This window comes from Paenibacillus sp. FSL K6-2862 (assembly GCF_038005125.1).
GTDB lineage: Bacteria > Bacillota > Bacilli > Paenibacillales > Paenibacillaceae > Paenibacillus > Paenibacillus illinoisensis_A.
The window spans coordinates 1,058,403-1,085,173 of the sequence record NZ_JBBOSN010000001.1 but is presented as its reverse complement, the minus strand read 5'-3'; the positions used below and the strand labels follow the sequence as shown (position 1 = coordinate 1,085,173).

Below are 26,771 nucleotides of genomic sequence, written 5' to 3'. Positions count from 1 at the left end.
CTCCCTTCCATATGCCCAGAAAAAAGGACGCCACCGATAAGACGGACGTCCCTCTCTGCTGCTGTTATTGGGCGTCGGCAATGTTGTCTTTCGTAATTTTCTTGTAGGCAATCCAGACATATTTGCCGTCCGTAATGTCATACCCCGTATTTTCCTTCGTTGGCGTCTCACCCTTGGCGAGTACTGCAGCCAAAGCCACTGTTGCTGCGCCCTGGTTCTTCGCATCATTCAATACGGTGCCAAGCATCGTGCCGTCCTGAAGCGCCTGAATGGCAGGAGCGGTTGCATCCACACCAACGACAGGCATTGCCTTGCCGTCCTTGAAGTATCCTGCTGCCTTCAATGCTTCGATGGCACCGAGTGCCATATCGTCATTGTTGGCAAGTACAGCTTCAATCTTGTCGCCATGGGAAGCGAGGAATGCCTGCATTTTCTCCTGTCCTTTGACCCGATCCCACATCGCCGTGTCTTCCGCCAGTGCCTCTACCTCAATACCGGCATCCTGGATCGCCTGTACGGAGTATTTCGTCCGCAGCTCTGCATCCTGGTGTCCCGGCTCGCCTTTCAGCATGACGTATTGCAGTTTGCCGTCCCCGTTTTTGTCCGCTTCGGGATGGGCTTTCCAGTAATCCACAATCAGCTGGCCGGAGATCGTACCCGACTCTTCCGCCTTGGCACCAACGTAGTACACCTTATCCCATTTATTCATGTCTTCGGCTACCGGCTCACGGTTCAGGAACACGACAGGAATGCTTGCCGCCTTGGCCTTGTCAATGATGACGCCTGCCGCCGTCCGGTCAACCGGATTTACAGCCATCGCGCTGTATTTTTTGGATACAAACAGGTCCACCTTCTCATTCTGGGTCGGCTGTGCGTTCTGGCTATCCACGATATCAAGTGTGGCTTTGCCTTCTGCTGCTGCCGTCATCGCATTCCGTACGCCCGTCATGAACGTATCATCGAATTTGTAGATCGCAACACCAATCTTCGGCGTCTCCGTTCCGCCTGCTGCCTGCTCCTCCGTACCCGTTCCTGTACTTCCACCCGCACTGTCTCCACCGCTGCTGCAGCCCGCAGCCGCAACCATGAATGCAGTAAGCAGCAGTGTCATCCACGTTTTCTTCATATCCTAATGACCTCCCCCAAGTTCATTCGGCTTCACCGATGTCTTTATTATGAAAGGGTTTACACGATTTTCGAATACAATATCTTCATCTGTTTTATCGAAATCTTCCTGTGTTCGGTTCATGTCCTCTATCTTCATTGAACAAACGGAAACAGCAGCTTCTGGTTATCCATCCAGAACATATTGTCCGTACTGACCAGCTTCGTTTCCAGCGTCACTCTGGCTTGCACCTGCTGATTATTCAGCCGTGCTACGGCCTGATTCAAACCAAGGTACCCTGCGCTGAAGCCATTTTGCACAATCAGATGCTGGAATACCCCTTCCTGGAGCTGCTCCAGCTGCTGCTGCTCACTCCCAAAGCCTACAATGTTGACCTGGTGCTCCAACTTGCGGCGATGCAGTTCATCCGCCGCTCCCAGAGACGCGGGCTCCTGCAGGGCAATGAAGCCGTCTACCTGCTGCTCGTCCAGCAGCTGCTTTGCTGCCTGCCAGCAAACTTCGCGAGTGCTGCATACGGACTTGGGTTCAATCCGAATACCCGAATACTGTACCAGCGCTTCCATGACCCCCTGCTCCCGGTGGATCAGCCCTGGGTTCACAGGATCGGGCCCCAGCAAGGCTACGCTGCCTCTGCCTCCCAGAAGTTCGGCCATGGCTTCACCTGCCTGCCGCCCAGCCTCCACATTATCCATGGATATGACACTCGTAATCCCTTCGACAGGAAACTCATCGTTGAGAACAATCACAGGAACACTCATGCCGCTCTTATTCATCGTTTGGGCCTTCTGAATAATGTCGCCAAGTACCTTCTCACTCAGTGGATCAACGAGCAGAGCGGAAGCGCCCTGTTGCAATGCCTGAGTCACTGCTCGGATCTGTGCCTGTTCGCGCTGACTGTAGGCCGAAACGCCCTGCCGGGACAACTCCTGCTGCTCTCTGACTCGGTGGATCGCCGAATCTGGATTGGATGGCGCATACGTTGCCGCCTCGGATGGAAATGCCTCCACCGTTAACAGTTCCGCTCCATGTTCCTTGGCTGCTGCTTCTGCCCCGAGCTTTATCGCTTCAGCAAGTTCCCCTGTCCCTGCAGGGGTGATTAGAGCGACACGAGGTGGCGGCAGTACCGAATCGGCATTGGAGATGCCACATGCCGTACCCAGAAATAAACAGCAGCCCGCCGCAGCGATCCCCGTACATCTGCGTACACGAAGGATGGACTGACTGAATTTCTTGATGGAATCTGTACTGAAGACCCTGCGGATGATTGCTTTATCTTCCTTACCTTTTATCATAAAAATCGCCATCCTCCCGTTCGCATTGAACCGGTATCCGAATCCAGACCGTCGTTCCTTCCTCCAGCTCACTCTCGAATTCAAGACCGCACCCTTCCCCATAATAGAGCTGAATCCGGTCATGTACATTGCGCACGGCTACCCCTGATCCAGCCCCACTTTTCGCGATGGGACTGCCCTGAAGTAGTCCTGCCACCTGCTCCTCCGTCATGCCGACACCATTATCCGTGATACGAAAAACCAGCTGGTCGCTCTCCCGATAGACGCGGATCTCAATGCAGCCTTCATCCGTGTGATACTCAATCCCATGCACGATGGCATTCTCAATTAACGGCTGAAGAACCAGCTTTAGTGTCAGACATTCCAATGTATCCTCATCTGCATCCAGGCTGAACCGGAATTTGCGCTTGAACCGCATCTGCTGAATGGTCAGGTAATGGTGCGCATGCTCCAGCTCTTCACGTACGGTAATAATGGTTTTCCCTTGGCTGAGACTTATGCGAAATAGGCGTGATAGCGATGTGATCATGGTGATCACCTCTTCATTACGACTCATGCCCACCATGCGCACGACAGAATTTAATGTATTGTAGAGAAAATGAGGATTAATCTGGGCCTGCAAAGCTTCCAGTTCGAGACGTCGTTTCTGTTCCTGTTCATGGATGATCTCATTCATCAGCGTACGAATCTTGTACACCATCAGATTAAACCGCCGGGATAACCGCTCCACTTCAAGGGGTCCCTGAATGGGCAGCTCCACGTTGAAGTCCCCTCTCTCCACGGCTTTCATCTTCCGCTCCATCCGCCGGATCGGACGTGTCAAACTGGAAGAGAGCAGCATGGACACGAGAATAACGAGTATTAACACAACCAGCAGTACCCGGACAAGATAGCCATTGACCTCCTGCCGGGTTGTCATGATTTCATCCAGGTAGGCCACACCGACAATTTTCCATCCGATATTGGCTACAGACTTCACGGTATTCAGTCTTTTCTGTCCATCCGCTTCATCTTCATAACTGCCTGTAGCCACCAGGGCCTGTTCGATATTTTCGCTTTTGAGTCCCATATACATCAGCTGCTGCTGCGGATGATAAACAATATTGCCTGCGCTCTCGTCGATGATGTAGACATATCCCCGCTGCCCCAGACTGACCCGGCGGCTCAATTCATCCATCTGTTTGAAATTAATATCCACCAGCAGAATGACCTGTCGATCCTGACCATTTTGCCGTACAGTAATGCCTTTGCTCATCGATACGACCCACTTATAGGGGCCTGAGTACATGTTCTGAATATGAGGCAGTGAAAAGCTAAGGTGGTCCGGCACTCTGAGCGCAGATTGAAACCACCCTTGCTGTGTCACATGGGCGCTTGATTTTAGCTCGGCCGAAGGTCTGTTCTTGAGCAGTTCGCCCTTGGAGTCGAGCAGTGTAATGGAGATAATGTCCTCCCTGCTGCTGAGCAGTGTATCCAGCTGTTTGTCCACCTGTTCCCCTTCCCAGGTTCCGTCCCGCAGCATATGCTCCTCGATAGCTCGGTACAGATGCGACATGCTCCGGACGTAGTCCTCCAGGTTGTAGCTGACCTGATCGACGATCTGCCTCGTTGTCAGTTCGGCGCTTCGTTCGGCAGCCTGTGTGAATTTGTCATGCAGAAGCAGGGCCATAATGGTGAGCACAAGTACAATGAAGATGGAAAAGGACCACGTGATAATAGACCGAATACTGCTGACCTTCGAGGATCGAAGACGGAAACGCAGCCGGAGCCATAACTGTCCCATCCATCCGGCTAACGTTCTCATCGTTCTGCACCTTCACGCGTTGTCAGCGCGAACTGCTTGCGATATTCTTTGGGCGAGACGCCGATATGTTTCTTGAAGCAAAAACTGAAATAATTCGGTTCGGCGAAGCCTACCCGTTCCGCGATCTCAAACGACTTCAGCTCTGTGGAGCGAAGCAGTTCCTTGGCCGCCTCCATACGGATCTGCATTAGATATTGCAGGAAGGTAAGCTGCACTTCTTTTTTGAAAATGCTGCAAAAATAACCTGAACTGATATGCAGATATCCGCATACCTTCTGTATGGACAGATCGGGATCGGCATAATGTTCCTTCGTAAAACTCAGCGCCTGCTCCACAATATCCTTGTATACATGCTGGCGCCCGCTGGCAATCCGGTGCTGTACGAGCACGCAGACTTCCCTCACTTTGTCTTGTGCCTCAGACAGTCCCGGCAATCGGAACATATCCGCATACAATTGGAAACCGGAACCGAAGATATCCTCCATGTCCTCACCAGATGCCTGTGCTGCCTTCCATACCGTCGTCAACACTTCAATCAGGTACAGCTGGATGTCCCCCCGACCATGCTCCACCGTAATTTCCCGGAAAATGATTTCCAGTGCATCTTCAAGCTCCGTTCTGGTTCCTGCCTTGAGCGTACGGGTCAGCGTCTGCTGCTTCAGCTCGTCAAAACGCAGCTTGCCTGCAGTCTGCCGCTCCACGTCTGCAATATAGATAAGCGAATCCGTCCCCGGGACCAGTCTATAGTCGAGCGCCAATAATGCATCCTCGTAAGCATGTTTCACATCCGAGAGGGTTTCGACCATGGATCCAGATCCCACCGTGGCCGGGATTCGCAAATAGTGATTAATGCTGCGGATGACACTCTCAAGGGCCTGCTGCTGACGTTTCTCCCCTTCGCCCTGACCCCAGCGATCAATAAAAAGCAGAACAATGGCTTCCTGGTGCATAAAAGCATGTCCTGCCCCGTGTTCCTTCCATACCTCTTCGGCAATGTTAAGTGCAGCGAACTGCTTCAGTTCCGCATCCTCGGAGTGACGCAGTGATCCCCCGGAACCGTGGGCATCCTTTTTCTCCGATACGTTGTCTGCCCTAACCGATGCCTGAGTATTCGCTCCCACTTGATGGCCATTCTTCTTCCCGTCACCCTCCATGTGCAGCGTCAGAACGGATACCCCATACCGCTCACCGTTTAGGTCCAGACCGCACTGTTTGGCTTTGTCATGAATGTACGCCGGCGATTTCTGCCGATGCAGCAGCGTAGCCATCAGATCGGCCTGCACCAGCGGCAAGCTTGTATAATAATGATCCCGCAGCTGCTGAACGTCTTCGCGTTCTGCCACCTCAGATGCCATCTGGGCTCGCAGACGTGTAAGCAGTTCGGTCAGATGCCCGGCTGAGAACGGCTTCAACAAATATTCATCCACACTCAGTGAGACCGCCTGCCTGGCATAATCGAATTCATCATACCCAGTCAAAATGACAACCTTCACGAGTGGGTTGCGTTCCCGCAGCCTTCGCGCAAGTTCCAGTCCATCCATAAACGGCATGCTGATATCGGTTACCACGATATCGGGCTCAACCCTCTCGGCCATCTCCAGCGCTTCACGGCCATTCTCTGCCAAACCGACGATTCGCAGGTCCAGGGCCTCCCAATCCACCTCTATGACTAATCCTTCGCGTACGTCTTCTTCATCATCCACCAGCAATACCCGGTACACGTCCGAATTCCTCCCCCAGCTCTTTGAAATAATGCAAGATGCCTCATGTATATGTCGTTTCGATCCAAGGTTGCCATCATACTATACAATATTATCTCATTTGTGTAACCGCTTACTTTTCGAAAGGAAAAGAATTATATTTATATCATATCCTTTTTGAATTTATGGTAAATTATAGTTAAATTGTTCCGAAAAATTCGAGAAAGGAACATGATCTCAAATGAACAGATTACAAGCCGGATTGTTAACCACTGGGATTGGCGCCGTATTGCTTTGTAGCGGAGCCATTACCGAAACCATTCGATCTGATCAGCTTCATCCCCCTAGGGAAACATTAATGTGGGAAGATTATTCCCAGGACTTAAGGAATAAATTAACACGTTCGTGGTGCGGGGGGTTAGAGGCAATCCATAAAGTTATGGGTCAGGATGATGATAAGGAAAACCTAAGCAAGTGGAAGCTGTATTATGATTTGGAACATGTTAAACACCAGATTCCCCGCAAAGAGCACTCCTCTTTCATTCATGTCTATTACAGTGAAGCCCGAAGATCCTTGCTTGAGAATGGAGATTTCATGCCTGCCCTGCTTCTGGATCCTGATCATTCGAAAGCCATACAGTTTTGGGAAAAGCATGATGGAACATATGCAATCATAACAATGGAGAAACGATTAGATGATGATGGAACGCGCAGATGGCTTGAAAGTGGTGCACAGATCATCAATAAGCCCTGACCCGCATATCAGCGGATCAGGGCTATCATTCGTATGAAGTCCAGGATCAATGCAATCTTAATTACGTTTGCATCGACCTCTTAATATATCTTTTGATCTAATCCAAATGGCGAGATTCCTTCTCCTGCTCTACGGGATTGGCATTTAACCCTTTTACATAGATCATCGTTCGGTCTGGATTCGTATGCCCCATCATTTCAGCCAAACGATGCAGTGGAACACGCTCAGCCATGGCATAGCCAAACCGATGACGCAGATCATGTGAACTTAGTCCTTCCAATCCGGCTACGGTCATTACTTTTTTAATCAAATGGCGAAGCGCCCTCTCGGTCAAACGATCGTTAGTCTTCTCCGAAGGGAACAGGTAAGGGCTACCTGGACTCAGACCTTCCATATACTTTCTCAACATCGCAACACACACCGTATTTAACGGAATTCTTCGTTGTCCGTTTCGTTTATCGGCCCGCACCGTAAGCTGCCCGCTTCGCTTGCCCAGTTCGATATCGACTGGCTCCAGATTGCATACCTCCATCGTCCGCAGCCCCGTATGAAACATCAAGATCAAGATGGTCTGATCCCGCAGGGAATTCCCCTGTTCTACCGCGGAGAGAAACGCTTCTTCTTCTATGGGTGTCATTCGGCGAGGGCTCACCTTGTCTTCGGGAATGAATTTCAAAGGTTTGGAAGGATCACTGCTAATTTTGGACTCTTCTGCAGCCCATTTGAATAAGCGCTTCAGTGTAATCAGTCTGCGGTTAATCGTAGCTGGCTTCAGCTGCAAAACGTTCTGAGAATAATCACGGTAGCTCATTAACGTGGATGTATTTATGTTTTCAATTCTGGTATCCTTTTCTCCAAATGCTTTACTTCCTTTGCACCATTCAAGAAAATGCTTCAGATCACTCGCGTATTCCCTTAATGTTTTGGGAGTCAATTTAGCCTGAATGGTAAGCATATGTATGAATTCCTGAACAAGCATTTCCCCATGCACCGGCATACCAGATACCTTATCCATTAGAAAAAACCTCCAAATCTTGACTTATATTAGCGGACATGGTATTATCATATTAATCGATACATTAGCGGACATCAAGTCTGTGGTTTAAATGCACCTGATCAGCGTTAATTTTTCATTAACACTCATCAAAATGGTCGCTTAAAAACTTATTTTTTGGAGGAATCACATGCAAACAGGTACAGTGAAATGGTTCAACGCGGACAAAGGGTTCGGTTTTATCGAAATTGAAGAAGGAAATGACGTTTTCGTTCATTTCAGCGCAATCCAAAGCGACGGTTTCAAAACATTGGATGAAGGACAACGCGTTCAATTCGAAGTAACCCAAGGTAACCGGGGACCACAAGCTGAGAACGTTACAGTCATCTAATTATATTCAAGCTGCCTTTACAGGCAGCTTTTTGTTTGCCTTCCCTTCCTGCTCTATTCAGATATTCAGATCATCGGATCGACCCGAACGCCACAATCATACAAAGCGAGGGATTATGATGGATAAGGAACAATTGATTACCGAAGTTGCCAAAGCTGGCGGATTCTCCAAAAAGAACGCAGAAAAGGCCGTAACCGTCGTACTCGATTCGATTTTGGAAGCTTTAAAAGAAGGTCAAGAAGTTCAGCTTGTCGGATTCGGAAAGTTCGAAGTGCAAGCACGCGAAGCACGCATGGGCAGAAGCCGTAGAACCGGCAAGGAAGTTCAGCTTCCCGCAGGGAAAGTTCCTGTATTTACAGCCGGATTAATGATGAAGAAAGCTTTAAATTAAAAACAGCGAACAACAGTACCGGAAAGAAGGTTTTTATTCAAACGAACAACAATAATTATAATGCAAATGCGACATTTTCTACGGTTGATGACATTCTTAACTATTATTCTGATAAGAAGACCAACCAGGATAACGCAAAGGATCACACCCATTCAACAGCCCCTTCAGCAGAGTCTGAACACACTCCATCATCACCAACTCGCTAACGAACCCTTTCATATTGGACAACAAAAAGCCCTGCTCCGCATATAAACGGTCCAGGGCTTGATTTATGTTAATCCAGTACCCAGGGCGAATGAATCTTGGGCACATCGTTAATCAACTGCCTTGTATAAGGATGCTCTGCACGGTGAATGACCTCCTCCGCTTTTCCAGCCTCCACCATCCGCCCGTGTTCCATAATGCAGATCGTATCGCTAACATAATAAGCAAGACCCACGTCATGGGTAATAAACACAATCGTCATCCGGTTCTCATCACGCAGCTTGAGCAGCATATCAAGGATCGTGGAACGCGAGCAGGCATCCACCATGGAGGTGGGCTCATCGGCGATCAGCACTTTCGGATGCAGCATGAAGATCCTCGCAATCATTAATCGCTGCATCTGCCCGCCGGACAGCTCGAATGGATATTTGTTGTACAACTCCTCAAACTTCAGGTTCACGAAAGAACAAGCTTCTTTCATTTTGATGTACGCCTCATCCTGGCTGAGCTTCACACCTTGCAGCTTGATGCAATCGACCAGCAGCTTCTCTACCCGGTGAAAGACATTGAACGAGGAGAACGGATCCTGGAAAATGGCCTGAATATCCTTCCAATAGGCTTTGCGTTCACGGTATCGCCCCAGCTGCCTCGGTTTTCCGTTATATTCGATGGTCCCACTCGTTTCCTTAAGCAGGCCCATAATCATCTTCGCAAGCGTGGTCTTGCCACTGCCGCTCTCGCCAACAATCGAAATAATCTCGCCTTCGTGAAAATCAAAGCTGACATCGTCTACCGCCGCCTTTTTACGGTTGCCTGTACCGTATACCTTCGTCAGATGACGGCCGCTGATCAGTACCTTGCCCATCGCCATGCGAGTTCACTCCTTCCGGGAGTCATGAATCAAGCTGCTCCTCTTTCCTGATCTGCTCCAGGATTGCCGGTGTCAGCAGGCAGCGATAGATCCGTTCTTGCACTTGGATATTCTCAATCTTCCCCTGACGACATTCATCCGTAACCAGCGTGCAGCGCTCTGCGAATCTACAGCCTTCAGGCACATGCTTGAGATTCGGCGGAGCGCCAGGTATCGCTGCAAGCTTATGTTCCTTCATCCCTTCTTCTGGCACAATGATGGACCCCATCAGCTTACGGGTATATGGATGCAGTGGATCGAAGATCATCTGGTCCGCCGTTCCCCGTTCCACAATTTCGCCGGCATACATGACCATAATCTCATCCGTGACGTGATACAGAAGCGGCAGTTCATGGGTTATAAACACCAAGGACTTGATCACTTCGCGTTTCAGCAAATCCTTCAGTAGACGGATGACCGCCTTCTGTGAAGTCACATCCAGAGCGGATGTGGGTTCATCCGCAATGAGCACTTTGGGATTCAAAATGGTTGAGATAGCAATGACTGTTCGCTGCTTCATGCCACCGGACAGTTCATTCGGATACATATCCAGTACATCCGGGGACAGATTCAGCGATTGGAAGCGCTCGGCTGCCATCCTCCGCACTTCCTGACGCTTCATCTCCGGACGATGTTCCTTCATAATATCCTCGATGAAACGGATAATGCGCAGCGTTGGATTAAGTGCATTCATCGCAGCCTGCGGAATATAGGCAATTTCCTTACCGAGAATGCGGGAGCGCAGCTGCTCCTTGTTCAGCTGCATGATGTCCGTGCCATTGATCCGGATTGAACCACTGCCATAATGCAAGGGCGGGAAATAGAAGCCCATCAGGCTGAGTGCCAGTGTTGACTTACCGCAGCCGGACTCCCCCGCAATGCCCAGCGTCTGCCCTTCTTTCAGTCCAAACTCCACCCCGTCAACCGCATAAACATTCTCTTTGAGCCGGGTACGGTAATAGGTTTTGAGGCCGCTGACCTGAAGTATAGGTTGGTCCATGGTCTTAGCTCCTTATTTTCGGATTAAAGATTTCGTCCATGCCTGTATTCATCAGATAGAGCGAGAACGTAATGACGGCAATGGCCATTGCCGCAGGAATGAATGCCCACCATGCTCCTGCTACCGGAGCTTCAAATACCAGTGCCCAGTTCATCAGAATGCCGAGTGATATCGTGTTATACGGACCGAGCCCCAGCATCGAGATGGAGGCTTCGGACAGAATACCCGAGGCGGTCTGGAGCACAAAGGCCATGACAACATAAGAAGCGATATACGGCAGAATCTCATGGATGATAATACGCGGCGTGCTGTGTCCCGAAATTTTTGCAATATGCACATGATCCCGGCTCCGCAGGGATGTGGTCTGTGCACGTACCGCCCTGGCTGTCCACGGCCAGCTCGTGATGCCAATAATAATGGCCGTTACGAGCGAACTGCGGGAATCGATACTGACCGAGATCAGAATCAAAATGATAAACGAGGGAATCACGATGAAAATATTCGTAACGGCTGTCAGGAAATTGTCCAGCATGCCTCCGATATATCCGGATACCAAGCCCATAATCAGACCAATGACTGTTGCAAAAACGCCCGCTATCAGCCCCACCCGTATCGATGTCTGGATGCCATACATCAATTCCAGAAAGATATCACGCCCAAAGTTGTCTGATCCCAGCAGCAATCCATCCCCCGGAGGCTGAAACGCCATCGCAATCATCTCCAGCGGATCACTGCGATTTATGAGCGGATAGATGGTAACAAGCAGCAGCATGCCTACAAAAGTCACCGCACCGATCATAAACTTGGGCGACTTCAGCAAAATAGAGATCGAATGCTTCATGTCATTGTTCCTCCATTTGAGCAGCCTTAATGCGCGGATCAATGAAGCCATAGATTACATCAATCGTGAAATTGGCCAGCAGCACGGCGATGGCAATCAGCAGTGTACATCCTGTAATGAGCGGATAATCGAGCTGACGTATGGCCGTGAACAGCCAGGTGCCTATGCCCGGATAACTGAACACAATTTCACAGATCAGTGATCCGCCAACCATGGTGCCAATGGAGAGCGCCAGTCCCGTGATCTGCGGCAGCATGGCGTTGCGGAACACATAGCGGGCAATGCGGCCGTCCCGAATTCCAAGCAGTTTGCTGTACAGCACATAGTCCGAATTCAGCTCATAGATGGACATCTCCCGCATGCCAATCGCCTGACCTCCAATGGTCACGAGCACAATGGACAGGAACGGCAAGGTATGGTGGCGTATGACCGACATGATAAAGTCGAAGCTTAGCTGAGGCACCATCTGGAAGTCGTATCCACCGGACAGCGGAAACCATTTCAGTGTTAAAGCAAAGACATACAGCATAATAATAGCCAGAGTGAAAAAAGGAATGGAATTGATAAACAGCGCTACAGGAAAAAGCACTTTATCAAAAACACCTTTCCGGTACGCCGCGATGGCACCGAGCAAATTGCCGATCAACCAGCCCAGCAGGATAGCTGGGAGCTGAAGCCCCACCGTCCAAGGGACGGCGGAGGCCAGAATGTCCGTTACAGACTTCGGATATAATCCGAAAGACGTGCCGAGATTGCCTGTGAAGAGATTTTTCAGATAAATGCCAAACTGGGTCCACAAGGGCTGATCAATACCAAATTCAACGGTAAATGTCTCATACACCCGCTTGATGGAATCCGAATCAGTCATGCCTGCAGTCATTTTGGAAGCGATCATGCTCACCGGGTTGCCTTCAATCAGTCTTGGCAGAATAAAATTCAATCCGACGGCGATGATCAGGGTCAGGCCATACCAGAACACTTTTTTCGCTACATATCTGGCGTAGGCATTCATTGGATCCAGCACCCCCCGAATTTTACGGATAAGGCCATATCTGTACTAAGGTGAGAACCTTCTTGCATCACCTAATTATGAATTTGGTAAAGTGCCTTGATGCCTGAGCCATCCATGGAAATTTGCGGCGGAATGTTGGTGCCGTCCCCTTCGGACGGGAAGCCTTTCCAAACAGACTCATTCACGGTATCAAACACCCACGGTCTGTACATTAGTGGAATGGACGGGATGTCTTTGAGCCAGATCGTATTCAGTTCGGTGTATAGGGATTTCAGTTTCGCCTCATCGGATACGGAAGGAATCTCTTCAATGATTGCGTCTGCACGGTCATTCTGGTAACGTCCCCAGTTCCAGAATGCCATCTCGCCGAGTGGTGCAACGCCTTTCGAATACATGATGGTCATGGCACGGTTCCACGGCTGGCTCGGACTCACACCGCCCGCAGGTGTGTTCATGATAATATCAAATTTGCCGGTCTGCAGATCATTGGTCCATACCGGGGATTCCGGGAATTTGGTTCGAATCTCAATGCCGATTGCTTTGGCGCTCTGTGCAACAATCTCCAGCGCCGCATTCCAGTCAGACCAGCCGTATGGACACTCAATTTCAAACGGTCCGAGACGGGTACCATTCAGTACACGAATGCCATCTTTGCCTTTGGCAGCCCCAATCGAATCAAGCAGCGCATTGGCCCCTTCCACATCAGTGGTCCATTGCAGAGACTTGATTGCATTCTGATCAATATATTTGGACTCGGCATCCGAGTTCAAGGTCAGCGAAGGCTGCATCGGTGCAGAATAACCGCTCATTGCCAGTTCGGAGATCTTGTCATAGTTGATGCTCATAGCAATGGCCCGGCGGACATCTGCGTTATCCAGTCCGGCTTTGGAGAGATTGAAGAAGATGCTTGGCATGGAACCAGGGAGATAATAAGGAGCATCTTTCAGATAGGTTTTGACTGGAGCGCCGCCTTCCCACATTTTCCACACCTGCGGGATAAACTGTTGGGAGACGTCCACTTGCCCACTCTTGAAAGCCAGATCCCCTGCCGCATTATCCTTGTAGATTACATGGGTGATATACTTCGGTGCCGGCAGCTTGCCGAACAGCTTTTGACCCCAGTAGTTGTCGTCGCGAATAATGGTAATTTTCTGATCATTGTAGAAGTGCAGTTTGTAAGCTCCGGTGCCCACCGGATTATCGTTGATTTCTTTGCGGATCGCTGTCAGATCATTATTATTTTTCTTCTCAATCTCTTCCCAGATATGCTTCGGCAGCATCGGGATTAATTCAATGCTATCCAGCACGGTCAGTTTGTTGGGATTATCAGGGTTTAGCTTGATCTCCACGGCTTGTGCCCCATCAGCTTTCACTTCCTGAATATAGGTCCAGAAACTACTCCAGTTAATGTCGTATTTCTTGCCCAATTCATAAGTGTACACCACATCATCTGCGGTAAAAGCCGTTCCGTCACTCCACTTCGCATCTGCGTTCAGCTCAATCCGCAGTGTCGTGTCATCCGTCCATTCGTATGACTTGCCGAGCAGCGGCTCAAGTGCTCCATCCAGCTGGTTCACCATAAACAAGGTCTCGTACAGAAATTCCCTGGAGTTTCCGTAATTCACAGGGAAGGCGGGATTACCGCTGAGCAGATTGAAATTGGTGGGGGGTCCCCATTGCAGTCCATTGACATACAGCGTCTCGTTGCGTGGAGTCTCCTTATTGGTTTGCGGGGCCGGTTCATTTTGGGTCGTTGCAGCAGGTGGATCTACCGTTCCTTGCGGTTCACTTACCGACGGTGGCTGAACACTTTGGCATCCGGCCAATAGAGCAGCCGACAATAACAGGGCGATGAGCGGTTTTGCAGCACTCTTGACTCGCATCCTGAACCCCTCCGTGAAATCATATTGGTATTTGGAAGCGCTTACTTAACGATATTCTATGAGATATATCACATGAAACATTCCATCTCTTTCCTCAATGTCGAGACATTATTTCTTACAGCTAGGCCAAAGGGGATAGGCATATGTTGACCAAATAAAAACAGCTGGCTCCGTCAGGAACCAGCTGTTGCTTCGTTTTTTTGAAAACCAATCCTATCTGCTATCTAAAAGTTTCTTCAATGTCTGCAGATCATATGTGGAAACCAATTGTTCCAAATGGGTATCCAGCCACTCTTCATCCTGATCCCACCATTTCAGTTCCAGCAGCAGCTCAATCGTTTTGTCGTCAAAGCGTTTTTTAATCGGCTTGGCCGGGTTGCCACCAACAATGACATAAGGCTGGATGTTCCGTGTTACCGTCGAATTAGACGCCACGATGGCACCGTCTCCGATCGTGACGCCAGGCATGATCGTTACATTTTGCCCAAGCCATACGTCATTACCCAGTACGGTATCGCCCTTCAATGGCAGCTGATCCAGAGTTGGCGTCACTCTCTCCCATCCTCCACCGAAAATATTGAAAGGATAGGTCGTCATGCCCTCCATCCGGTGGTTTGCACCATTCATAATGAAGGCCACACCTTCTGCAATCGCACAAAACTTGCCGATCACCAGCCGATCCCCAAGAAAATCATAATGATGCAGAATTCGGTCATAGAAATGTTCAGGCGGATTATTATTGTCGCTATAGTAGGTATAGTCACCGATGTCCACATTGGGGCGAGGCGGCAAATTTTGAATATAACAAACGGTGCGGATATTCTCGTTGGGGAAAAGTTTTGTTTTATCGGGAGCCATACTTATTCCTCCTTTTTCCACCATTGTAACAGATGTTAGATCTTAAACGGGCTGAGCGATGTCTGAAGCTCTGAGGAAACATCGGACAGCACAGCGGCAGACGCCTTAATCTGTTCCACCGACTTGAGCTGTTCATGAACAGAACCGGCAGCCTGCTGAGAATTGGCACCGGCCGTCTGTGCATGGCGTGCAATCTCGTGCACGGAAGCAACGATCTGTTCTACACCGGCAGACATCTCCTCACTTGTCGCTGCCATGTCCTCAATTTCTGTTGCGATCCTTAAGTTTGTGTCCCGGATCAGGCTGAAGTTTTGTTCCGTTTCACGGGTCAAACGCAGCCCTTCCTGCACTTCATGCTTCACTCGAGACATGGCTGATAGGGACAGCAGCATGTCCTGCTCCATGGCTTTGACCAGTTCCTCAATGCGGCTAGAAGAGTCCCCGGCCTGTTCAGCCAATTTGCGGACCTCGGTAGACACGACGGCAAAGCCTCTGCCATGCTCCCCTGCTCTGGCCGCTTCAATGGATGCATTAAGAGCGAGAAGATTGGTTTGATTCGCGATCTCATGAATGGTCGTAACCATCTGGCTAATCTGTGCAGACTTCACTTCCAGCGTACGAATGACTTCATCCGTTGTTGTAACGGAAGATTCGATCGTCGACATTTGCTGAACCGTCAGCTGCACTGCTTCCCCTCCGGTTTCCGCCTGCCTCCGGGAGTACAGGGCAGATTCCGAGATGCTGGAGGCCTTGTCTGCCATCCGCTGCACTCCAATGGCTACCTCTTCCATGGCCTGCAGGTTCTCTTCGGTACTGATGGTCTGGCTCTCTGCCCCTCTCGCGACCTGTTCCACCGACGAAGCAATCTGTTCCGATTCCCGTGCCGTCCGTTCGGCAATGGTCAAGAGAATTCCGGTCGAATGTTTAGCTTTCTCCCCCGCTTGAAGGCCACCCTGAATAATTAGTTGCAAGCTGCTTCTCATCTCGTTGTATCCGGCACCCAGCATGCCAATCTCGTCGTTGACGTGATCGACGACCGGTTGAGTGAAGTCCCCCGTGCCTGCACGCTTGATGGCCATAGACACCCGTTCGATCCTTAATTTCACTCGGCGGACATACAGAATAATGGCTGTAATTGCTACCCCCATCGCGAGCAAGAATACGATCAGAAAGGTCTTTAGAAATGAAGAAATAATGACATCAATCAGCGATTGAGATGCCCCTACATAGAGAATCCCGATGATTTCCCCGGTTGCATCCTTGATCGGTTGATATGCCGTCTGTACATTCTGTCCAACGACAACGGCCTCACCGTAGAATTTCTCTCCCTGCTGCAAAACTGCCTGGGCGACCTGTTCCGATACTTTTGTCCCGACAGCACGCTCTCCATCCATCATCACATTGGTTGCCACGCGCTCTTCCCCGCTAAAAATGGTGACGGTATCTCCAGATGCCTCACCGATTTCATCTACAAGTTCGAAGTTGCCCTCCATTGCTGTCTCGCCTTTGTACAGCTCGCCATCCTTGATGGCCCAGTCGCCAGGGTGTTTGTATGTAATGATTCGGTCCGCCATCTCCAAATCCCGCTTCGCCTTTTCCGTTGCAAATGTCGTAATTCCCTGTCTCATTTCCAGAATTACGCTTACCGCTACGGCTGAGGAAAACACGATAAATATGCTGATAACGATCAAACTGATTTTGGTACCGATGCTCATGCTTCGCATGTGTTGAGCCACCCATTTCCCTATTTAATTGAGGTGATATCGAACCGATTTCGAATCGATTTCGATTATCACATATAGAGTTATCGGTAGACATATTCACATTATTTATAAGTTTTCAGTGATATTTATCACAATTTTTCATTGAAAAAACCAAAACATTTCCGTGTTTTCCGTAATCGTGTGCGAATGTCCTTCTGTCTGGAAATTTAGACGTCCAGAACATAACAATTAGATATGTCTGGATTCATATATTCAATTAAACAGAAGAACACAAGGTCGCTTATGATTAGGGAGTATGGAACGAAACATATGGAAAAAAGGAAAACAAAAAGAGACCCGATGTGCTCATCGAGTCTCTTGTTCCATTCTAGATTATTGGGATGTAAGACTTACTTGTGCTGCCGTTTGATCCCAATCGACAGTCAGTCCCAATCCTTCAGAGATGAAGCGTACAGGGACCAGTGTACGGCTGCTTAGGATAATGGCCGGTGCATCGATATCTATCGTCTCCCCATTAACCGTTGCCGTGCTGCTTCCAATCTGGAGTACGAGTGTCTGGTCGTTCAGAACAGCAGTTACCGTCTTCGCCGTTTTGTCCCAAGTTACCTCTGCACCCATCGCTTCAAGAATGGCATTGACAGGTACCATCACCCGGCCGCTCTGCTCCAGCGGATCCTGATCCGGGAACGAAATGGCTTGGCCATCCAATATAACGGAAATGGTTTGGTCTGTTGCTCCCGTTTCAGAAGAAGTTTCCGAGCCTGCATCTTCTATGGTCTCAGGCAGCGGTGTCACTTCGCGTCCGAGCTGCTCTTGCAAGTTCGCAAGTCGGTTCAAGGCAAACGTCGTCAGCGATCCTGCTGCCATGGAGCCCATGCCTCCACCACCGCCGAAGTTACCACCGGGACGTGTCTGTGTATTTCCTGTGCTCGCGGCTGCATCTGTTGGTTCTGTTCCACTTGTGCCATCCGGCTGCGAAGGTGGTGTCGTTCCATCTGGAGGTGTTCCTTCAAAACCTTCCGGAGGTTTCATTCCCTCCATGCCCTCTGGCGGAGTCATGCCTTCGAACCCTTCCGGTGGTGTTCCACCCATACTGCCTGCTGCATCAGCGTTTGCAGAGTAAGCGATGTTGGATTCGAACTGTTCGGTTGTGTAGAATTTGGTTGGATCTGCTTCTACATAAGGACGGATGACATCAGCAAGTTCTGTAATACGGTCTTGGATGCCTTCCAGGTAATCCGTCAACTCGTTGACATAGTTCAAGTATTTTTCCTTATACTCCGGCACGGCAAGCAGGTTGTTAATCATCGGTACATTTTCCATGCTTATGCCGAGTACAGGCTCGTCCACGGATACGTTCGTTGCGTTGGTATTGGTCGTAGTTGATCCGGTTGTCGTTGTTCCACGTCCGCCTCCACCCGAATATCCATTGAAGGACATGTTAAAGTCCCAAGGCACAACCGTGAACTTGCCATCGGCATCGCTGTAGAGCATGTAGTTATGCCCTTTGTCACCGTTATAGCTGTCATAGTTGCCGAAGACCATGTTCCCCGCGATATATTGAAGTGCGGAATCAACGTCGAGCACGCTCTCGATATCACCTTTTTCTCCTTCAGGCATGTCATTCAGCGTTTTGATGAAGCTTTTGAGTTTGGTTTTATTCTCGTCCGTACCCAAATCTTCTGTGAGTGTGCTATAGTCGCTGCCCTCTTCATATTGAAGATAACTTCTCTCGTCAGTATCATAGAGAACACCGTCTTCGTAATCTTCACCGTAGTTGCGCTCCAGGTAGCTGTCATCCACCGCTTCAACACCTGTATAGAAACCAACCAATTCGCCGTTGACATACAGGTTGACGTAGTTCGTCATTGGTACATCCATACCAATACTACGCAGCGCTTCATAGTGAAGAACTTCACGCATGTACGATGGATCCGCGTAGTTGTTGTTCAATACCATTTTATCGAGGCCAAGCAGGGTTTGCGTTTTGTCATATTTATCAAACTTCAGTCTGAAGCTGTAACGGTCCGAATCTTCCATGGATGCCACGGCCTTCAATGTCAGATTGCCTTTGGTGGAAAAACCGACATTATCCAGCTTGGTGCCATCCACTTCCACACTGACCTTCTTATAGTCCTTATCCAGCGGACTTTCAAGCATGCTCTCCCAATCCGCATCATCAATCGTAACGTTGATATCAATGACATTATCCGTCTGGAATAATGATTCGTATGCTTGTGTAACGCCTGTGCTGTTTGTTTTCGCCGCTGTATCCTCTGCGGCATACGCTGCGTTAGGGCTAGCAATCAGGCCGAATGACGACGTCACCATCGTCACGGACAGTGCCGTTACTGCAACTTTTTGTAGTAGATTATTCAAATGGTAAATCCTCCTTCTAGGTTTCTGTTAAGCACCTGAGGCTTATAGGAACCATCGTAGAGGACAAACCTTTAATGAATCTTAAATGTGTCCGAGGTTATATCGACTAATGGGCTGGTGATCCTATTTGGATCCCCAGATCGATTGATTGTTGGACCCGATCAACGAGAAGGTCATGACTTCATTATGACTGGCCGACTCATTTTTCTGTTTGAAGAATATGCCCTTGTAGGTCACCCCATTAATAACCATCGTGCAGTAATACGTACCGGCAGTATTGGACCACGTACCGGTTACTGCACCGGTTATCGTACCATTGGAATTCAGCGTCACGCTTTGGGTAGGCAGCATGCCCACACCGCTGATGGAAGCATCCAGCCCCATGTTGACGAACTGATACGTTCCCGCCATGTCGCTTGCGCTATAACCTGTGGACGAGATGCTGCTTCCCAAAAATTCGTATACAGCCGTCACCGGCCATTTGTCAGCGTTCAGGAATTGCTGATGCGCACGAACCTCATGATACTCGGTTCCATTATTAAACCGGGTGTGGTAGATCAAATATCTTGCACCATCCGTATCTAGAAAAGCGGAGTTATGCCCGCCTGATTTGTAACCGAGCGGTATGCCGGAGAATGCATAGTTACCAAACAGCTTGATGCCACGAGTCGACTGGTCGACTGAAGCAGAGGCATATACGGCCTGATTGCCCGCAGCGTCGGTATAAGTTCCGTCGATTGTCGTAGAACGGTACAAGCGGATATGGTAACCACCTTCATTCGCCAGTCCGCCGTAGGTTACATACAGGTAGTAATATCCTGCATCCTTGTCATACACAATATAGGGAGCTTCTCCTGTTTTGCCGTAACTTCCGGCTATGCGCTTGCCAAAATAACGGTCGGTATTGCCGTTATCCGATCCCGGATAGATGGGCTGTCCGGTATCCGGATTAATTTGCAGAATATAAATTCCTCCTGACCAGGACCCGTAGCTCATCCACAACTTTCCGGAATTGTCGTAAGTTAAGGTAGGGTCGATGGCATTCGGGAACAGGGTATTGTTAAAGCCTCCATTGCTCAAGAACCAACCGCTCCGCGTGCCGGACAGACTGCCTTTGTCGATTAGCTCAGGAATGTTGGTATGCTGATACCATGTGTTTACGGTTTTGGTTCCAAGTGAGGACGTGGTCGTAATTGGATTGCTCCCATTTGTGAATCCAGAGTAGATAATCGTATCGATGTATTCGTACGGCCCCTTCACGGATTTGGATACGCCGAATCCGATAGCTGAGCGAATATAGGTAGAAGACGTGGAGTAATACAGCATATAGGCTCCCTTAGAACCGTCCGCCCATGTGTATGAAGCATTGTAGATTGGCGATGCAGGCGCCCATACCGCATGACCACCAGAGCTGTCTTGGTCATTATATCCAGCCCATGCATAGGAAACAGCCAAGGCGGATGTCAAGGCAGCTCCCGAGCTGCGGGATGCATTTCCGGTGCCGCCTGCCTTGACCAGCTCCCATTTCTGCATCTCTCCACCCCAGTAATTCCACTGCTGAATGTTGGCACCAGCCGTTGTGCTGCCGCTCGCCACATCCAGTGCACTAGTATATCCGGATGCCTTGGTCAAGAAAGCAACGGAACCATCTGCATTTTGCTGGATCCGGAACAACTGCATTGTACCGCCCCAATAGGCCCACTGCTCAATGAGAGCTCCATCGGCAGCCGAGCCGCTATTTACGTCGATCGCACTTTTATAGGCCGAGTTGGCGGTAAGGAGATAGTAATCCCCGTTGCCGTAATGCATAATTCTGAACTTTTGCGCGTCGGAACCATTATAGGACCACTGCCGAATGCCTGTCCCATCGGCAGATGAGCCATCGGCGACATCCAGGTACAGGTTACTGTTTTTATTTTTGATGTAATAATACCCTTCGAAGGTAGAGGGTGCATACAAGGTACTGTTGGCATACCCCTGCGTTCCCTCGTAAGACCAGTTTCGGAGATCCGTGCTGCTGGCTTGAGCCAGATGAGATCCGTAAATGTAGTACTTGTTTGTGGACGAATCATAATAAATGGAAGGGTCATGTACAGACACCCGGGTTGTATTCGAAGTTGTTGATGAACTTGCTGCCCCCAGTGCATTTCCGCTGCCCATGCTGACAGCCAAAAGCACAAATACGAGCATCATCGTGGTCAGCTTATTCCATAACTTGTATACACGTTGCATGATTGGATCATTCTCCCTTCATAATAGGTTGCTTGTATTGCAAATTAACAATTACATTTCTGTGCACATCCACATTGTAAAGCGCTTTCATATTTTAAAATAAAAAATATATTCTCTCTCTTTTGCAATCCATCTTTAATAGAACATACTTTTGTTACTTATGAATGAATATATTAACCTCCTCTCATATTGATAAGCCGTATAGCGATTCTGAATTCGAACACTATACTCCACCTCATAATAAATGCATATCCTTGTCGAAGTAAGGGGACTCATGTCGTTATGTAAAATAAATATATTTATTAATAAATTTGTAATTATGTAATCTTTGAGCATCCTCTTACTACTGGCGGGAGTGGTTGTTCGACGGGTACATCTCTTAAAATGAACTTAAAAAAAGTGGTGCTCCATGTTTAATGGAGCACCACTTTCATTTCGATTTAAGAATCTACTTCCACCCGCTGAAGAAAGGTTCGGGTGCGATTCAGCTTGGGATTACCGAAGATTTGCTCCGGCGGGCCCTCTTCGGCGATTTCACCGTTATCCATGAAGAAAACCCGGTCCGCAACATCACGGGCGAAACTCATCTCATGGGTAACGATCATCATCGTCATATTCTCCTGTGCGAGATCCTTGATCACTCGCAGCACTTCTCCAGTCAACTCGGGATCGAGTGCTGAAGTCGGCTCATCAAACAGCAGGATGTCTGGCTGCATCATCAATGCGCGGGCAATGGCTACGCGCTGTTTCTGTCCACCGGACAGATTGGCCGGATAGGCATCCGCCTTGTCGGACAGCCCTACTTTACCGAGCAATTCCAGGCTTCGCTGGCGGATGATGGCCGTGCTTTCTTTTTTCAACGTCTTCGGTGCGAGTTCCAGATTGGCTTGTACAGTCAGATGCGGGAACAGATTAAAGTGCTGAAACACCATACCCATACGATCCGTGATTTTGCGGATCTCCGCAGTCCCCGCATAACGGCCATTATCAACCAGTGTCTGATCCTGAATGCGAATCGTTCCACCGGAGATATCCTCCAGATGAATCAGGCTGCGCAGCATCGTACTCTTGCCTGAGCCCGAAGGGCCAATCACGGCAATGACTTCACCCGGTGTCACATTGAAGGTTACCTGCTTCAGTACATCAAGTGTGCCGAATGATTTTCTTAACTGATTCACTTCTATAATATGTGTCATATGCAGACAGTCCTTTGATTAATCAGATTTAATTTATTCAAATGAAAACCGCTTCTCCAGCGCTTTGAACAGCAGTGTAAGCACCAGTGTCATGAGCAGATACATGATCGCTGCCACAAAAAATGGGATTAACTGCAAATCCCGGTTGACCGCGGCTTGGGCGTAATACAGCAATTCAGGAACCGCAACCGCATAGAGCAGAGCCGTATCCTTAATCAGAGTAATGGACTCATTCGCCGTTGCTGGCAATACGACCCGGATCATCTGTGGAATGATGACTTTGGTCATTGTCTGCCACTTGGTTAAGCCGAGAACCTGTGCAGCTTCATGCTGCCCTTTGTCGATGGAGAGCAAACCGCCTCTGAAGATTTCGGCAAAGTACGCCGCATAGTTCAGAATAAATGCAATCGCCGCAGCAACGAAACGATCAAACACCAGGTAATCGCCAATCACAGGAAGCAGCGGAAGACCGAAGCAGAAGAATAATACCTGCAGAAGCAGCGGTGTTCCCCGCATGACATAGACGTACGTATGTGCAATCCATGCCAGTAGTTTAATTTGGCTTCTCATTGCCAGCGTGACCACGAATCCAAGCGGTACGGACAGCACGATAGCGAGCAAGAACATAAAGATGGTTGTCTGGGCTCCCTCAAGCATAGGCTTCAAAATAGTAGATATATAATCCCAACTCATGATTTTTTGTCTCCTCTAATCTGTTAACCCCGCATTCCAATGGAGTCGATGCTCCAAGAGGAATACGGGGTCATATTGTTCTGATCGTATGTCAGGCGCTAACCTGTCTATTTCAACACCTTGTCTTCACCCAACCACTTCGTTGAGATGTCGGCTGCCGTTCCGTCGGCATTCAGTTCATCCAGTGCTTTTTGCAGCTGATTAAGCAGTTCCTCGTTGCCTTTTTTGATACCAATACCATATTGCTCCGGTGCAAGGGATTCATCCAGCAATTTGAATGTACCCTCTTCCTTCGACATGTAGTATCTTGCCACCACTTCATCAATGATAACGGCATCCAGACGTTTCGTCTTCAGATCCGTCAGTGCAAGAACGTTATCCTTGAATTCGGAAGCTTTCACTTTGTCCTTCAGGGGACTGGCTGCGAGTGCATCTGCTGCTGAAGACAGAGCCTGCAATCCCACATTTTTGCCATCCAGCTCATCCAGCTTCGTAATTGGGGAATCGGCCAGTGTAATCGCAACCTGACTGTTTTCCAAATACGGCTTCGTGAACAGCACTTTCTCCTTGCGTTCGTCCGTAATCGTGTACCCGTTCCAGATCATGTCAATCCGGCCGCTGTTCAGCTCTGATTCTTTGGAAGACCAGTCGATCGGCTGAAAGGTAACTTCTTTACCCATTTTCTCCGCTGCAGCTCTGGCATAATCAATATCAAAGCCGACGATTTCATTTTGTTCATCCCGGAATCCCATTGGAGCGAACTTGTCATCAATCCCCACAATAATGGAGTTGTCGTCCTTGCTTCCCGAGCTGGAACAACCTGCTACAACGATCATGCATATGCTGATGAATAATAGGAATATCGCTTTTTTTCTCATCTCTAGAACCCCTCCATGTCTGTAACCAAAACCCAAACGCTTTAGTTCGTTACCACGTTATCAGAGCCTTATAATAACATAGCATGGGAGAAGAGTCGAGTGTCTTGCCTATTTCCTACGTTTTCATGCAGCTCAATTGTCAACAATTTGTGAAAATGCCTCTTGTACTTTTGCTGGTTTCTCCAGTTTCGAGCGTACCACGGAATCCCATTGGACAGGGTCCTGAAGTGCCTTCAACTCCGTGCCCGCCCATTGCTGAGCAACATTCCTCTGCTGTTTTTCGTATGGAATATATTGGGGAGGTGTTTGAGATTAATTTCATACATTCAATGAGAGTTTGGACTACCCTTATGCTGCTTGGATCTGTGTTCCTATTGTCCGGATGCAATACCAACCAATACAACATGAACAACGTGGAAAATAACCCTTCAGGAACAAGTCTTCGCAATAACTTGCCAACGGAACTTCCTACACCCATCATCCAATCCGTGAGCGGCAGCGCCATCCCCGCTGTACAGGGAAGTTATTGCTGGGAGGGCTTGTGTGTCGACTACGCAGGAGTCCTTGAGCTGCTGGAAGGAATAACTCCTGTTACTTTACTTGTGGGAGAGGATGTATCCATTAATATGGGGACTGACGTTGCCCCGGATGAATTTACTTTAGTCGAATATGTGGATGGAAAAGCTCATCGCGTCTCATTGAAAGCAGGATCATTCCAGTTGGCACAGGAAACAGGCATTCACTATTATGGAGCATTTGCCCGCTGGTCCTCTCCTAAAGACTCCAATGTCTCCCTAGGAGATACTTCGTTTGCTTTTGCTGTTCATCTTGTGGAGAAAAAATAAAAAAACAAGCCCACTCCAACACATTGGAGTGGGCCTTGTCATGGCTAATGTTCAGGTTATTTTCTGACCAGATGAATCTTACGATTATTGCTGCACTTTCTCGCGGTCTTTCCCCTTATCGGACTCACCCGCATTTTTGTTCGCTGCATCACGATCCTGCTGCATCTCTTCGATCGTTTTCACCTTGAGACGTGCTGCACCTTCATATTCCTTCGTAGGAATAAGATTACCCGCAGCAAGTCTGGCTTCTGCGGCAGCAATGGCTTCACCATATTGCGGCAGCCACTTCGCCTGAGCAACCAGCATTTCGTCAACCATCTGCCAAATTTCTTTTGGATTACATACGGCACCGACAAGCGGATCTATCATGAATGCTTGACGGAGCAGCTTGTCGTCTCCGTGTACAGCCGCTTCAACCGCAAGCCGCTGCACCGAAATACTCACATTACATACCGCAGCCGGACCCAGTGGCAGATCACCGACATGCGGCATCGAGATCCCGTTGCGATCCACATATCCTGGTGCTTCAATGATTGCATCATTCGGCAGGTTGGAGATCACTCCGTTATTCACTGTATTAAAGTGTCCGCGATATACCCGTCCCGTTTCCTGACTTTCTATAATGTACGAACCATGTTCTCCGCCACGTTTTTCCGGAACAAATTGCATCGGTTCATCCTTCATCCAATTAGGAAAATCGGTCTCGAACCAATTTCTGCCCTCTGTACACACGCGTAAATACCCGCCCGTCTCTCCGTTAATCCAGTTGCCCAGATCAATCCAGTCCTGAATCTCTTCTGGACGTTTGCGGTACCATGGCACATATTCGCTCAGGTGCCCGTTCGATTCCGTGCTGTAGTAGCCGAAGCGGCGCAGCATATCGATCCGGACTTTCTCGGTACGGCTGTACTCGGGATGTTTTTCAAAAGCTTCAAGCAAATCACCTGTAAGATCCTTGCCTTCATGAGAAGCCTTAATGTACCAGGTCTGATGGTTAATACCTGCGCACACAATATCCACTTCATTCATCTTCAATCCAAATGCTTCTGCAATCTGATGATGTCCATGCTGCACACCGTGACACAATCCGATGGTGCGAACTCCGCCATATTTATTACAAGCCCACGTTAGCATAGCCATCGGGTTGGAATAATTCAGGAGCAGCACATCCGGTGCACTCTGTTCCCGAATATCTTTGCAGATGTCCAGCATTTCGGCAATTCCGCGCTGCCCATACATAATGCCTCCCGCACACAATGTATCGCCGACACATTGATCCACCCCATATTTGAGTGGAATGTCCACATCGGTTGCAAATGCCTCCAGCCCTCCGACACGTATTGTACACAGTACATATTTCGCGTCCTTAAGCGCCTCTTTTCGATCCGTGGTAGGCTGAATCTGAATATGGAGTCCATTCTCGCGAATATCCCGCTGGCATAGCTCTGTCACCATGTCCAGATTGTGCTGATTAATATCGCAGAACGCAATCTCTATGTTGTTAAACTCCGGTACCGTCAACAAATCCCGCAGCAAACCTCTTGTAAAACCGATACTCCCTGCCCCGATAAATGCTACTTTAAACGACATTCGCATATCCTCCCGTAATCCGAAATGTTTCGTTTCGGTTAATGACCTCACTTCATGAGATCATTGTATCAACG

At 49.0% G+C, this 26,771-nt stretch carries 22 protein-coding genes; 4 read left to right on the top strand and 18 right to left on the bottom strand.

All coding sequences use genetic code 11. The features are described from left to right. Positions 1-64: 64 nt before the first annotated feature. The 4 genes from MHB82_RS04875 to MHB82_RS04860 all read right to left on the bottom strand — a co-directional run bounded on the left by MHB82_RS04875 (position 65) and on the right by MHB82_RS04860 (position 5,943). On the bottom strand, positions 65-1,126 hold the full coding sequence (locus MHB82_RS04875) for a galactose ABC transporter substrate-binding protein (RefSeq protein WP_110755948.1): 1,062 nt from the start codon (positions 1,124-1,126) through the stop codon (positions 65-67). A gap of 134 nt (positions 1,127-1,260) precedes the next feature. Then, positions 1,261-2,418 carry a substrate-binding domain-containing protein gene (locus MHB82_RS04870; protein WP_341173999.1) on the bottom strand — a complete coding sequence of 386 codons (1,158 nt, stop codon included), beginning with the start codon at positions 2,416-2,418 and terminating at the stop codon, positions 1,261-1,263. Further along, complete coding sequence (locus tag MHB82_RS04865) at positions 2,405-4,222, bottom strand: cache domain-containing sensor histidine kinase (RefSeq protein WP_437126824.1); 1,818 nt, start codon at positions 4,220-4,222, stop codon at positions 2,405-2,407. The genes MHB82_RS04870 and MHB82_RS04865 overlap by 14 nt, the downstream gene beginning before the upstream one ends. Next, positions 4,219-5,943: a response regulator gene (locus MHB82_RS04860; RefSeq protein WP_341173998.1), complete on the bottom strand. Its 1,725-nt coding sequence runs from the start codon at positions 5,941-5,943 to the stop codon at positions 4,219-4,221. The genes MHB82_RS04865 and MHB82_RS04860 overlap by 4 nt, the downstream gene beginning before the upstream one ends. Before the next feature lie 220 nt (positions 5,944-6,163). Here MHB82_RS04860 and MHB82_RS04855 point away from each other — a divergent pair, with 220 nt between their 5' ends. Beyond that, positions 6,164-6,676 carry a hypothetical protein gene (locus MHB82_RS04855; RefSeq protein ID WP_341173997.1) on the top strand — a complete coding sequence of 171 codons (513 nt, stop codon included), beginning with the start codon at positions 6,164-6,166 and terminating at the stop codon, positions 6,674-6,676. 97 nt (positions 6,677-6,773) lie between these two features. Here MHB82_RS04855 and MHB82_RS04850 read toward each other — a convergent pair whose 3' ends face one another. Continuing rightward, positions 6,774-7,691 carry a tyrosine-type recombinase/integrase gene (locus tag MHB82_RS04850; protein WP_341173996.1) on the bottom strand — a complete coding sequence of 306 codons (918 nt, stop codon included), beginning with the start codon at positions 7,689-7,691 and terminating at the stop codon, positions 6,774-6,776. Positions 7,692-7,860: 169 nt separating this feature from the next. Here MHB82_RS04850 and MHB82_RS04845 point away from each other — a divergent pair, with 169 nt between their 5' ends. Both MHB82_RS04845 and MHB82_RS04840 read left to right on the top strand, forming a co-directional pair. After that, positions 7,861-8,061, top strand: a complete 201-nt coding sequence (locus tag MHB82_RS04845; protein WP_095288763.1) for a cold-shock protein — start codon at positions 7,861-7,863, stop codon at positions 8,059-8,061. A 31-nt stretch (positions 8,062-8,092) separates the two neighbouring features. Beyond that, positions 8,093-8,452 (top strand): HU family DNA-binding protein, encoded by a 360-nt coding sequence (locus MHB82_RS04840; protein WP_426641835.1) that lies wholly within the window; start codon positions 8,093-8,095, stop codon positions 8,450-8,452. A 274-nt stretch (positions 8,453-8,726) separates the two neighbouring features. On the opposite strand, the gene MHB82_RS04835 is transcribed toward MHB82_RS04840, so the two are convergent. The 12 genes from MHB82_RS04835 to MHB82_RS04780 all read right to left on the bottom strand — a co-directional run bounded on the left by MHB82_RS04835 (position 8,727) and on the right by MHB82_RS04780 (position 24,262). After that, a complete protein-coding gene (locus MHB82_RS04835; protein WP_110755935.1) occupies positions 8,727-9,527 on the bottom strand; it encodes an ABC transporter ATP-binding protein in 801 nt (266 codons plus the stop codon). A gap of 22 nt (positions 9,528-9,549) precedes the next feature. Then, positions 9,550-10,566 carry an ABC transporter ATP-binding protein gene (locus MHB82_RS04830; protein ID WP_341173995.1) on the bottom strand — a complete coding sequence of 339 codons (1,017 nt, stop codon included), beginning with the start codon at positions 10,564-10,566 and terminating at the stop codon, positions 9,550-9,552. Between the two features lie 4 nt (positions 10,567-10,570). Further along, the gene (locus MHB82_RS04825) at positions 10,571-11,407 is read right to left on the bottom strand and encodes an ABC transporter permease (RefSeq protein ID WP_095288760.1); all 837 of its coding nucleotides are present in this window, start codon (positions 11,405-11,407) and stop codon (positions 10,571-10,573) included. A 1-nt stretch (position 11,408) separates the two neighbouring features. Continuing rightward, positions 11,409-12,419 (bottom strand): ABC transporter permease, encoded by a 1,011-nt coding sequence (locus MHB82_RS04820; protein ID WP_341176581.1) that lies wholly within the window; start codon positions 12,417-12,419, stop codon positions 11,409-11,411. Between the two features lie 71 nt (positions 12,420-12,490). Beyond that, complete coding sequence (locus tag MHB82_RS04815; RefSeq protein WP_341173994.1) at positions 12,491-14,302, bottom strand: ABC transporter substrate-binding protein; 1,812 nt, start codon at positions 14,300-14,302, stop codon at positions 12,491-12,493. 213 nt (positions 14,303-14,515) lie between these two features. Next, on the bottom strand, positions 14,516-15,160 hold the full coding sequence (locus MHB82_RS04810; RefSeq protein WP_341173993.1) for a Vat family streptogramin A O-acetyltransferase: 645 nt from the start codon (positions 15,158-15,160) through the stop codon (positions 14,516-14,518). Positions 15,161-15,195: 35 nt separating this feature from the next. Next, complete coding sequence (locus MHB82_RS04805) at positions 15,196-16,884, bottom strand: methyl-accepting chemotaxis protein (protein ID WP_341173992.1); 1,689 nt, start codon at positions 16,882-16,884, stop codon at positions 15,196-15,198. Between the two features lie 372 nt (positions 16,885-17,256). Next, positions 17,257-19,263 carry a CotH kinase family protein gene (locus MHB82_RS04800; RefSeq protein ID WP_341173991.1) on the bottom strand — a complete coding sequence of 669 codons (2,007 nt, stop codon included), beginning with the start codon at positions 19,261-19,263 and terminating at the stop codon, positions 17,257-17,259. 123 nt (positions 19,264-19,386) lie between these two features. Continuing rightward, a complete protein-coding gene (locus MHB82_RS04795) occupies positions 19,387-21,495 on the bottom strand; it encodes an RICIN domain-containing protein (RefSeq protein WP_341173990.1) in 2,109 nt (702 codons plus the stop codon). Between the two features lie 440 nt (positions 21,496-21,935). Continuing rightward, positions 21,936-22,691 carry an amino acid ABC transporter ATP-binding protein gene (locus MHB82_RS04790; RefSeq protein ID WP_095361143.1) on the bottom strand — a complete coding sequence of 252 codons (756 nt, stop codon included), beginning with the start codon at positions 22,689-22,691 and terminating at the stop codon, positions 21,936-21,938. A 33-nt stretch (positions 22,692-22,724) separates the two neighbouring features. Then, on the bottom strand, positions 22,725-23,384 hold the full coding sequence (locus MHB82_RS04785; RefSeq protein WP_095361142.1) for an amino acid ABC transporter permease: 660 nt from the start codon (positions 23,382-23,384) through the stop codon (positions 22,725-22,727). 107 nt (positions 23,385-23,491) lie between these two features. After that, complete coding sequence (locus MHB82_RS04780) at positions 23,492-24,262, bottom strand: amino acid ABC transporter substrate-binding protein (RefSeq protein ID WP_341173989.1); 771 nt, start codon at positions 24,260-24,262, stop codon at positions 23,492-23,494. A gap of 329 nt (positions 24,263-24,591) precedes the next feature. On the opposite strand from MHB82_RS04780, the gene MHB82_RS04775 reads away from it, so the two are divergent. Then, the gene (locus MHB82_RS04775) at positions 24,592-25,107 is read left to right on the top strand and encodes a hypothetical protein (RefSeq protein ID WP_341173988.1); all 516 of its coding nucleotides are present in this window, start codon (positions 24,592-24,594) and stop codon (positions 25,105-25,107) included. An 84-nt stretch (positions 25,108-25,191) separates the two neighbouring features. On the opposite strand, the gene MHB82_RS04770 is transcribed toward MHB82_RS04775, so the two are convergent. Next, on the bottom strand, positions 25,192-26,697 hold the full coding sequence (locus tag MHB82_RS04770; protein WP_341173987.1) for an alpha-glucosidase/alpha-galactosidase: 1,506 nt from the start codon (positions 26,695-26,697) through the stop codon (positions 25,192-25,194). Positions 26,698-26,771: the final 74 nt, after the last annotated feature.

Bases quoted from the DNA above. Each gene is read 5' to 3' on its own strand.
- MHB82_RS04830 (WP_341173995.1), bottom strand. From the start codon at position 10,566: ATGGACCAACCTATACTTCAGGTCAGCGGCCTCAAAACCTATTACCGT.
- MHB82_RS04785 (WP_095361142.1), bottom strand. From the start codon at position 23,384: ATGAGTTGGGATTATATATCTACTATTTTGAAGCCTATGCTTGAGGGA.
- MHB82_RS04865 (WP_437126824.1), bottom strand. From the start codon at position 4,222: ATGAGAACGTTAGCCGGATGGATGGGACAGTTATGGCTCCGGCTGCGT.
- MHB82_RS04775 (WP_341173988.1), top strand. From the start codon at position 24,592: ATGAGAGTTTGGACTACCCTTATGCTGCTTGGATCTGTGTTCCTATTG.
- MHB82_RS04855 (WP_341173997.1), top strand. From the start codon at position 6,164: ATGAACAGATTACAAGCCGGATTGTTAACCACTGGGATTGGCGCCGTA.
- MHB82_RS04845 (WP_095288763.1), top strand. From the start codon at position 7,861: ATGCAAACAGGTACAGTGAAATGGTTCAACGCGGACAAAGGGTTCGGT.
- MHB82_RS04850 (WP_341173996.1), bottom strand. From the start codon at position 7,691: ATGGATAAGGTATCTGGTATGCCGGTGCATGGGGAAATGCTTGTTCAG.
- MHB82_RS04875 (WP_110755948.1), bottom strand. From the start codon at position 1,126: ATGAAGAAAACGTGGATGACACTGCTGCTTACTGCATTCATGGTTGCG.
- MHB82_RS04820 (WP_341176581.1), bottom strand. From the start codon at position 12,419: ATGAATGCCTACGCCAGATATGTAGCGAAAAAAGTGTTCTGGTATGGC.
- MHB82_RS04805 (WP_341173992.1), bottom strand. From the start codon at position 16,884: ATGCGAAGCATGAGCATCGGTACCAAAATCAGTTTGATCGTTATCAGC.
- MHB82_RS04835 (WP_110755935.1), bottom strand. From the start codon at position 9,527: ATGGCGATGGGCAAGGTACTGATCAGCGGCCGTCATCTGACGAAGGTA.
- MHB82_RS04815 (WP_341173994.1), bottom strand. From the start codon at position 14,302: ATGCGAGTCAAGAGTGCTGCAAAACCGCTCATCGCCCTGTTATTGTCG.
- MHB82_RS04790 (WP_095361143.1), bottom strand. From the start codon at position 22,691: ATGACACATATTATAGAAGTGAATCAGTTAAGAAAATCATTCGGCACA.
- MHB82_RS04825 (WP_095288760.1), bottom strand. From the start codon at position 11,407: ATGAAGCATTCGATCTCTATTTTGCTGAAGTCGCCCAAGTTTATGATC.
- MHB82_RS04795 (WP_341173990.1), bottom strand. From the start codon at position 21,495: ATGCAACGTGTATACAAGTTATGGAATAAGCTGACCACGATGATGCTC.
- MHB82_RS04780 (WP_341173989.1), bottom strand. From the start codon at position 24,262: ATGAGAAAAAAAGCGATATTCCTATTATTCATCAGCATATGCATGATC.
- MHB82_RS04770 (WP_341173987.1), bottom strand. From the start codon at position 26,697: ATGTCGTTTAAAGTAGCATTTATCGGGGCAGGGAGTATCGGTTTTACA.
- MHB82_RS04810 (WP_341173993.1), bottom strand. From the start codon at position 15,160: ATGGCTCCCGATAAAACAAAACTTTTCCCCAACGAGAATATCCGCACC.
- MHB82_RS04870 (WP_341173999.1), bottom strand. From the start codon at position 2,418: ATGATAAAAGGTAAGGAAGATAAAGCAATCATCCGCAGGGTCTTCAGT.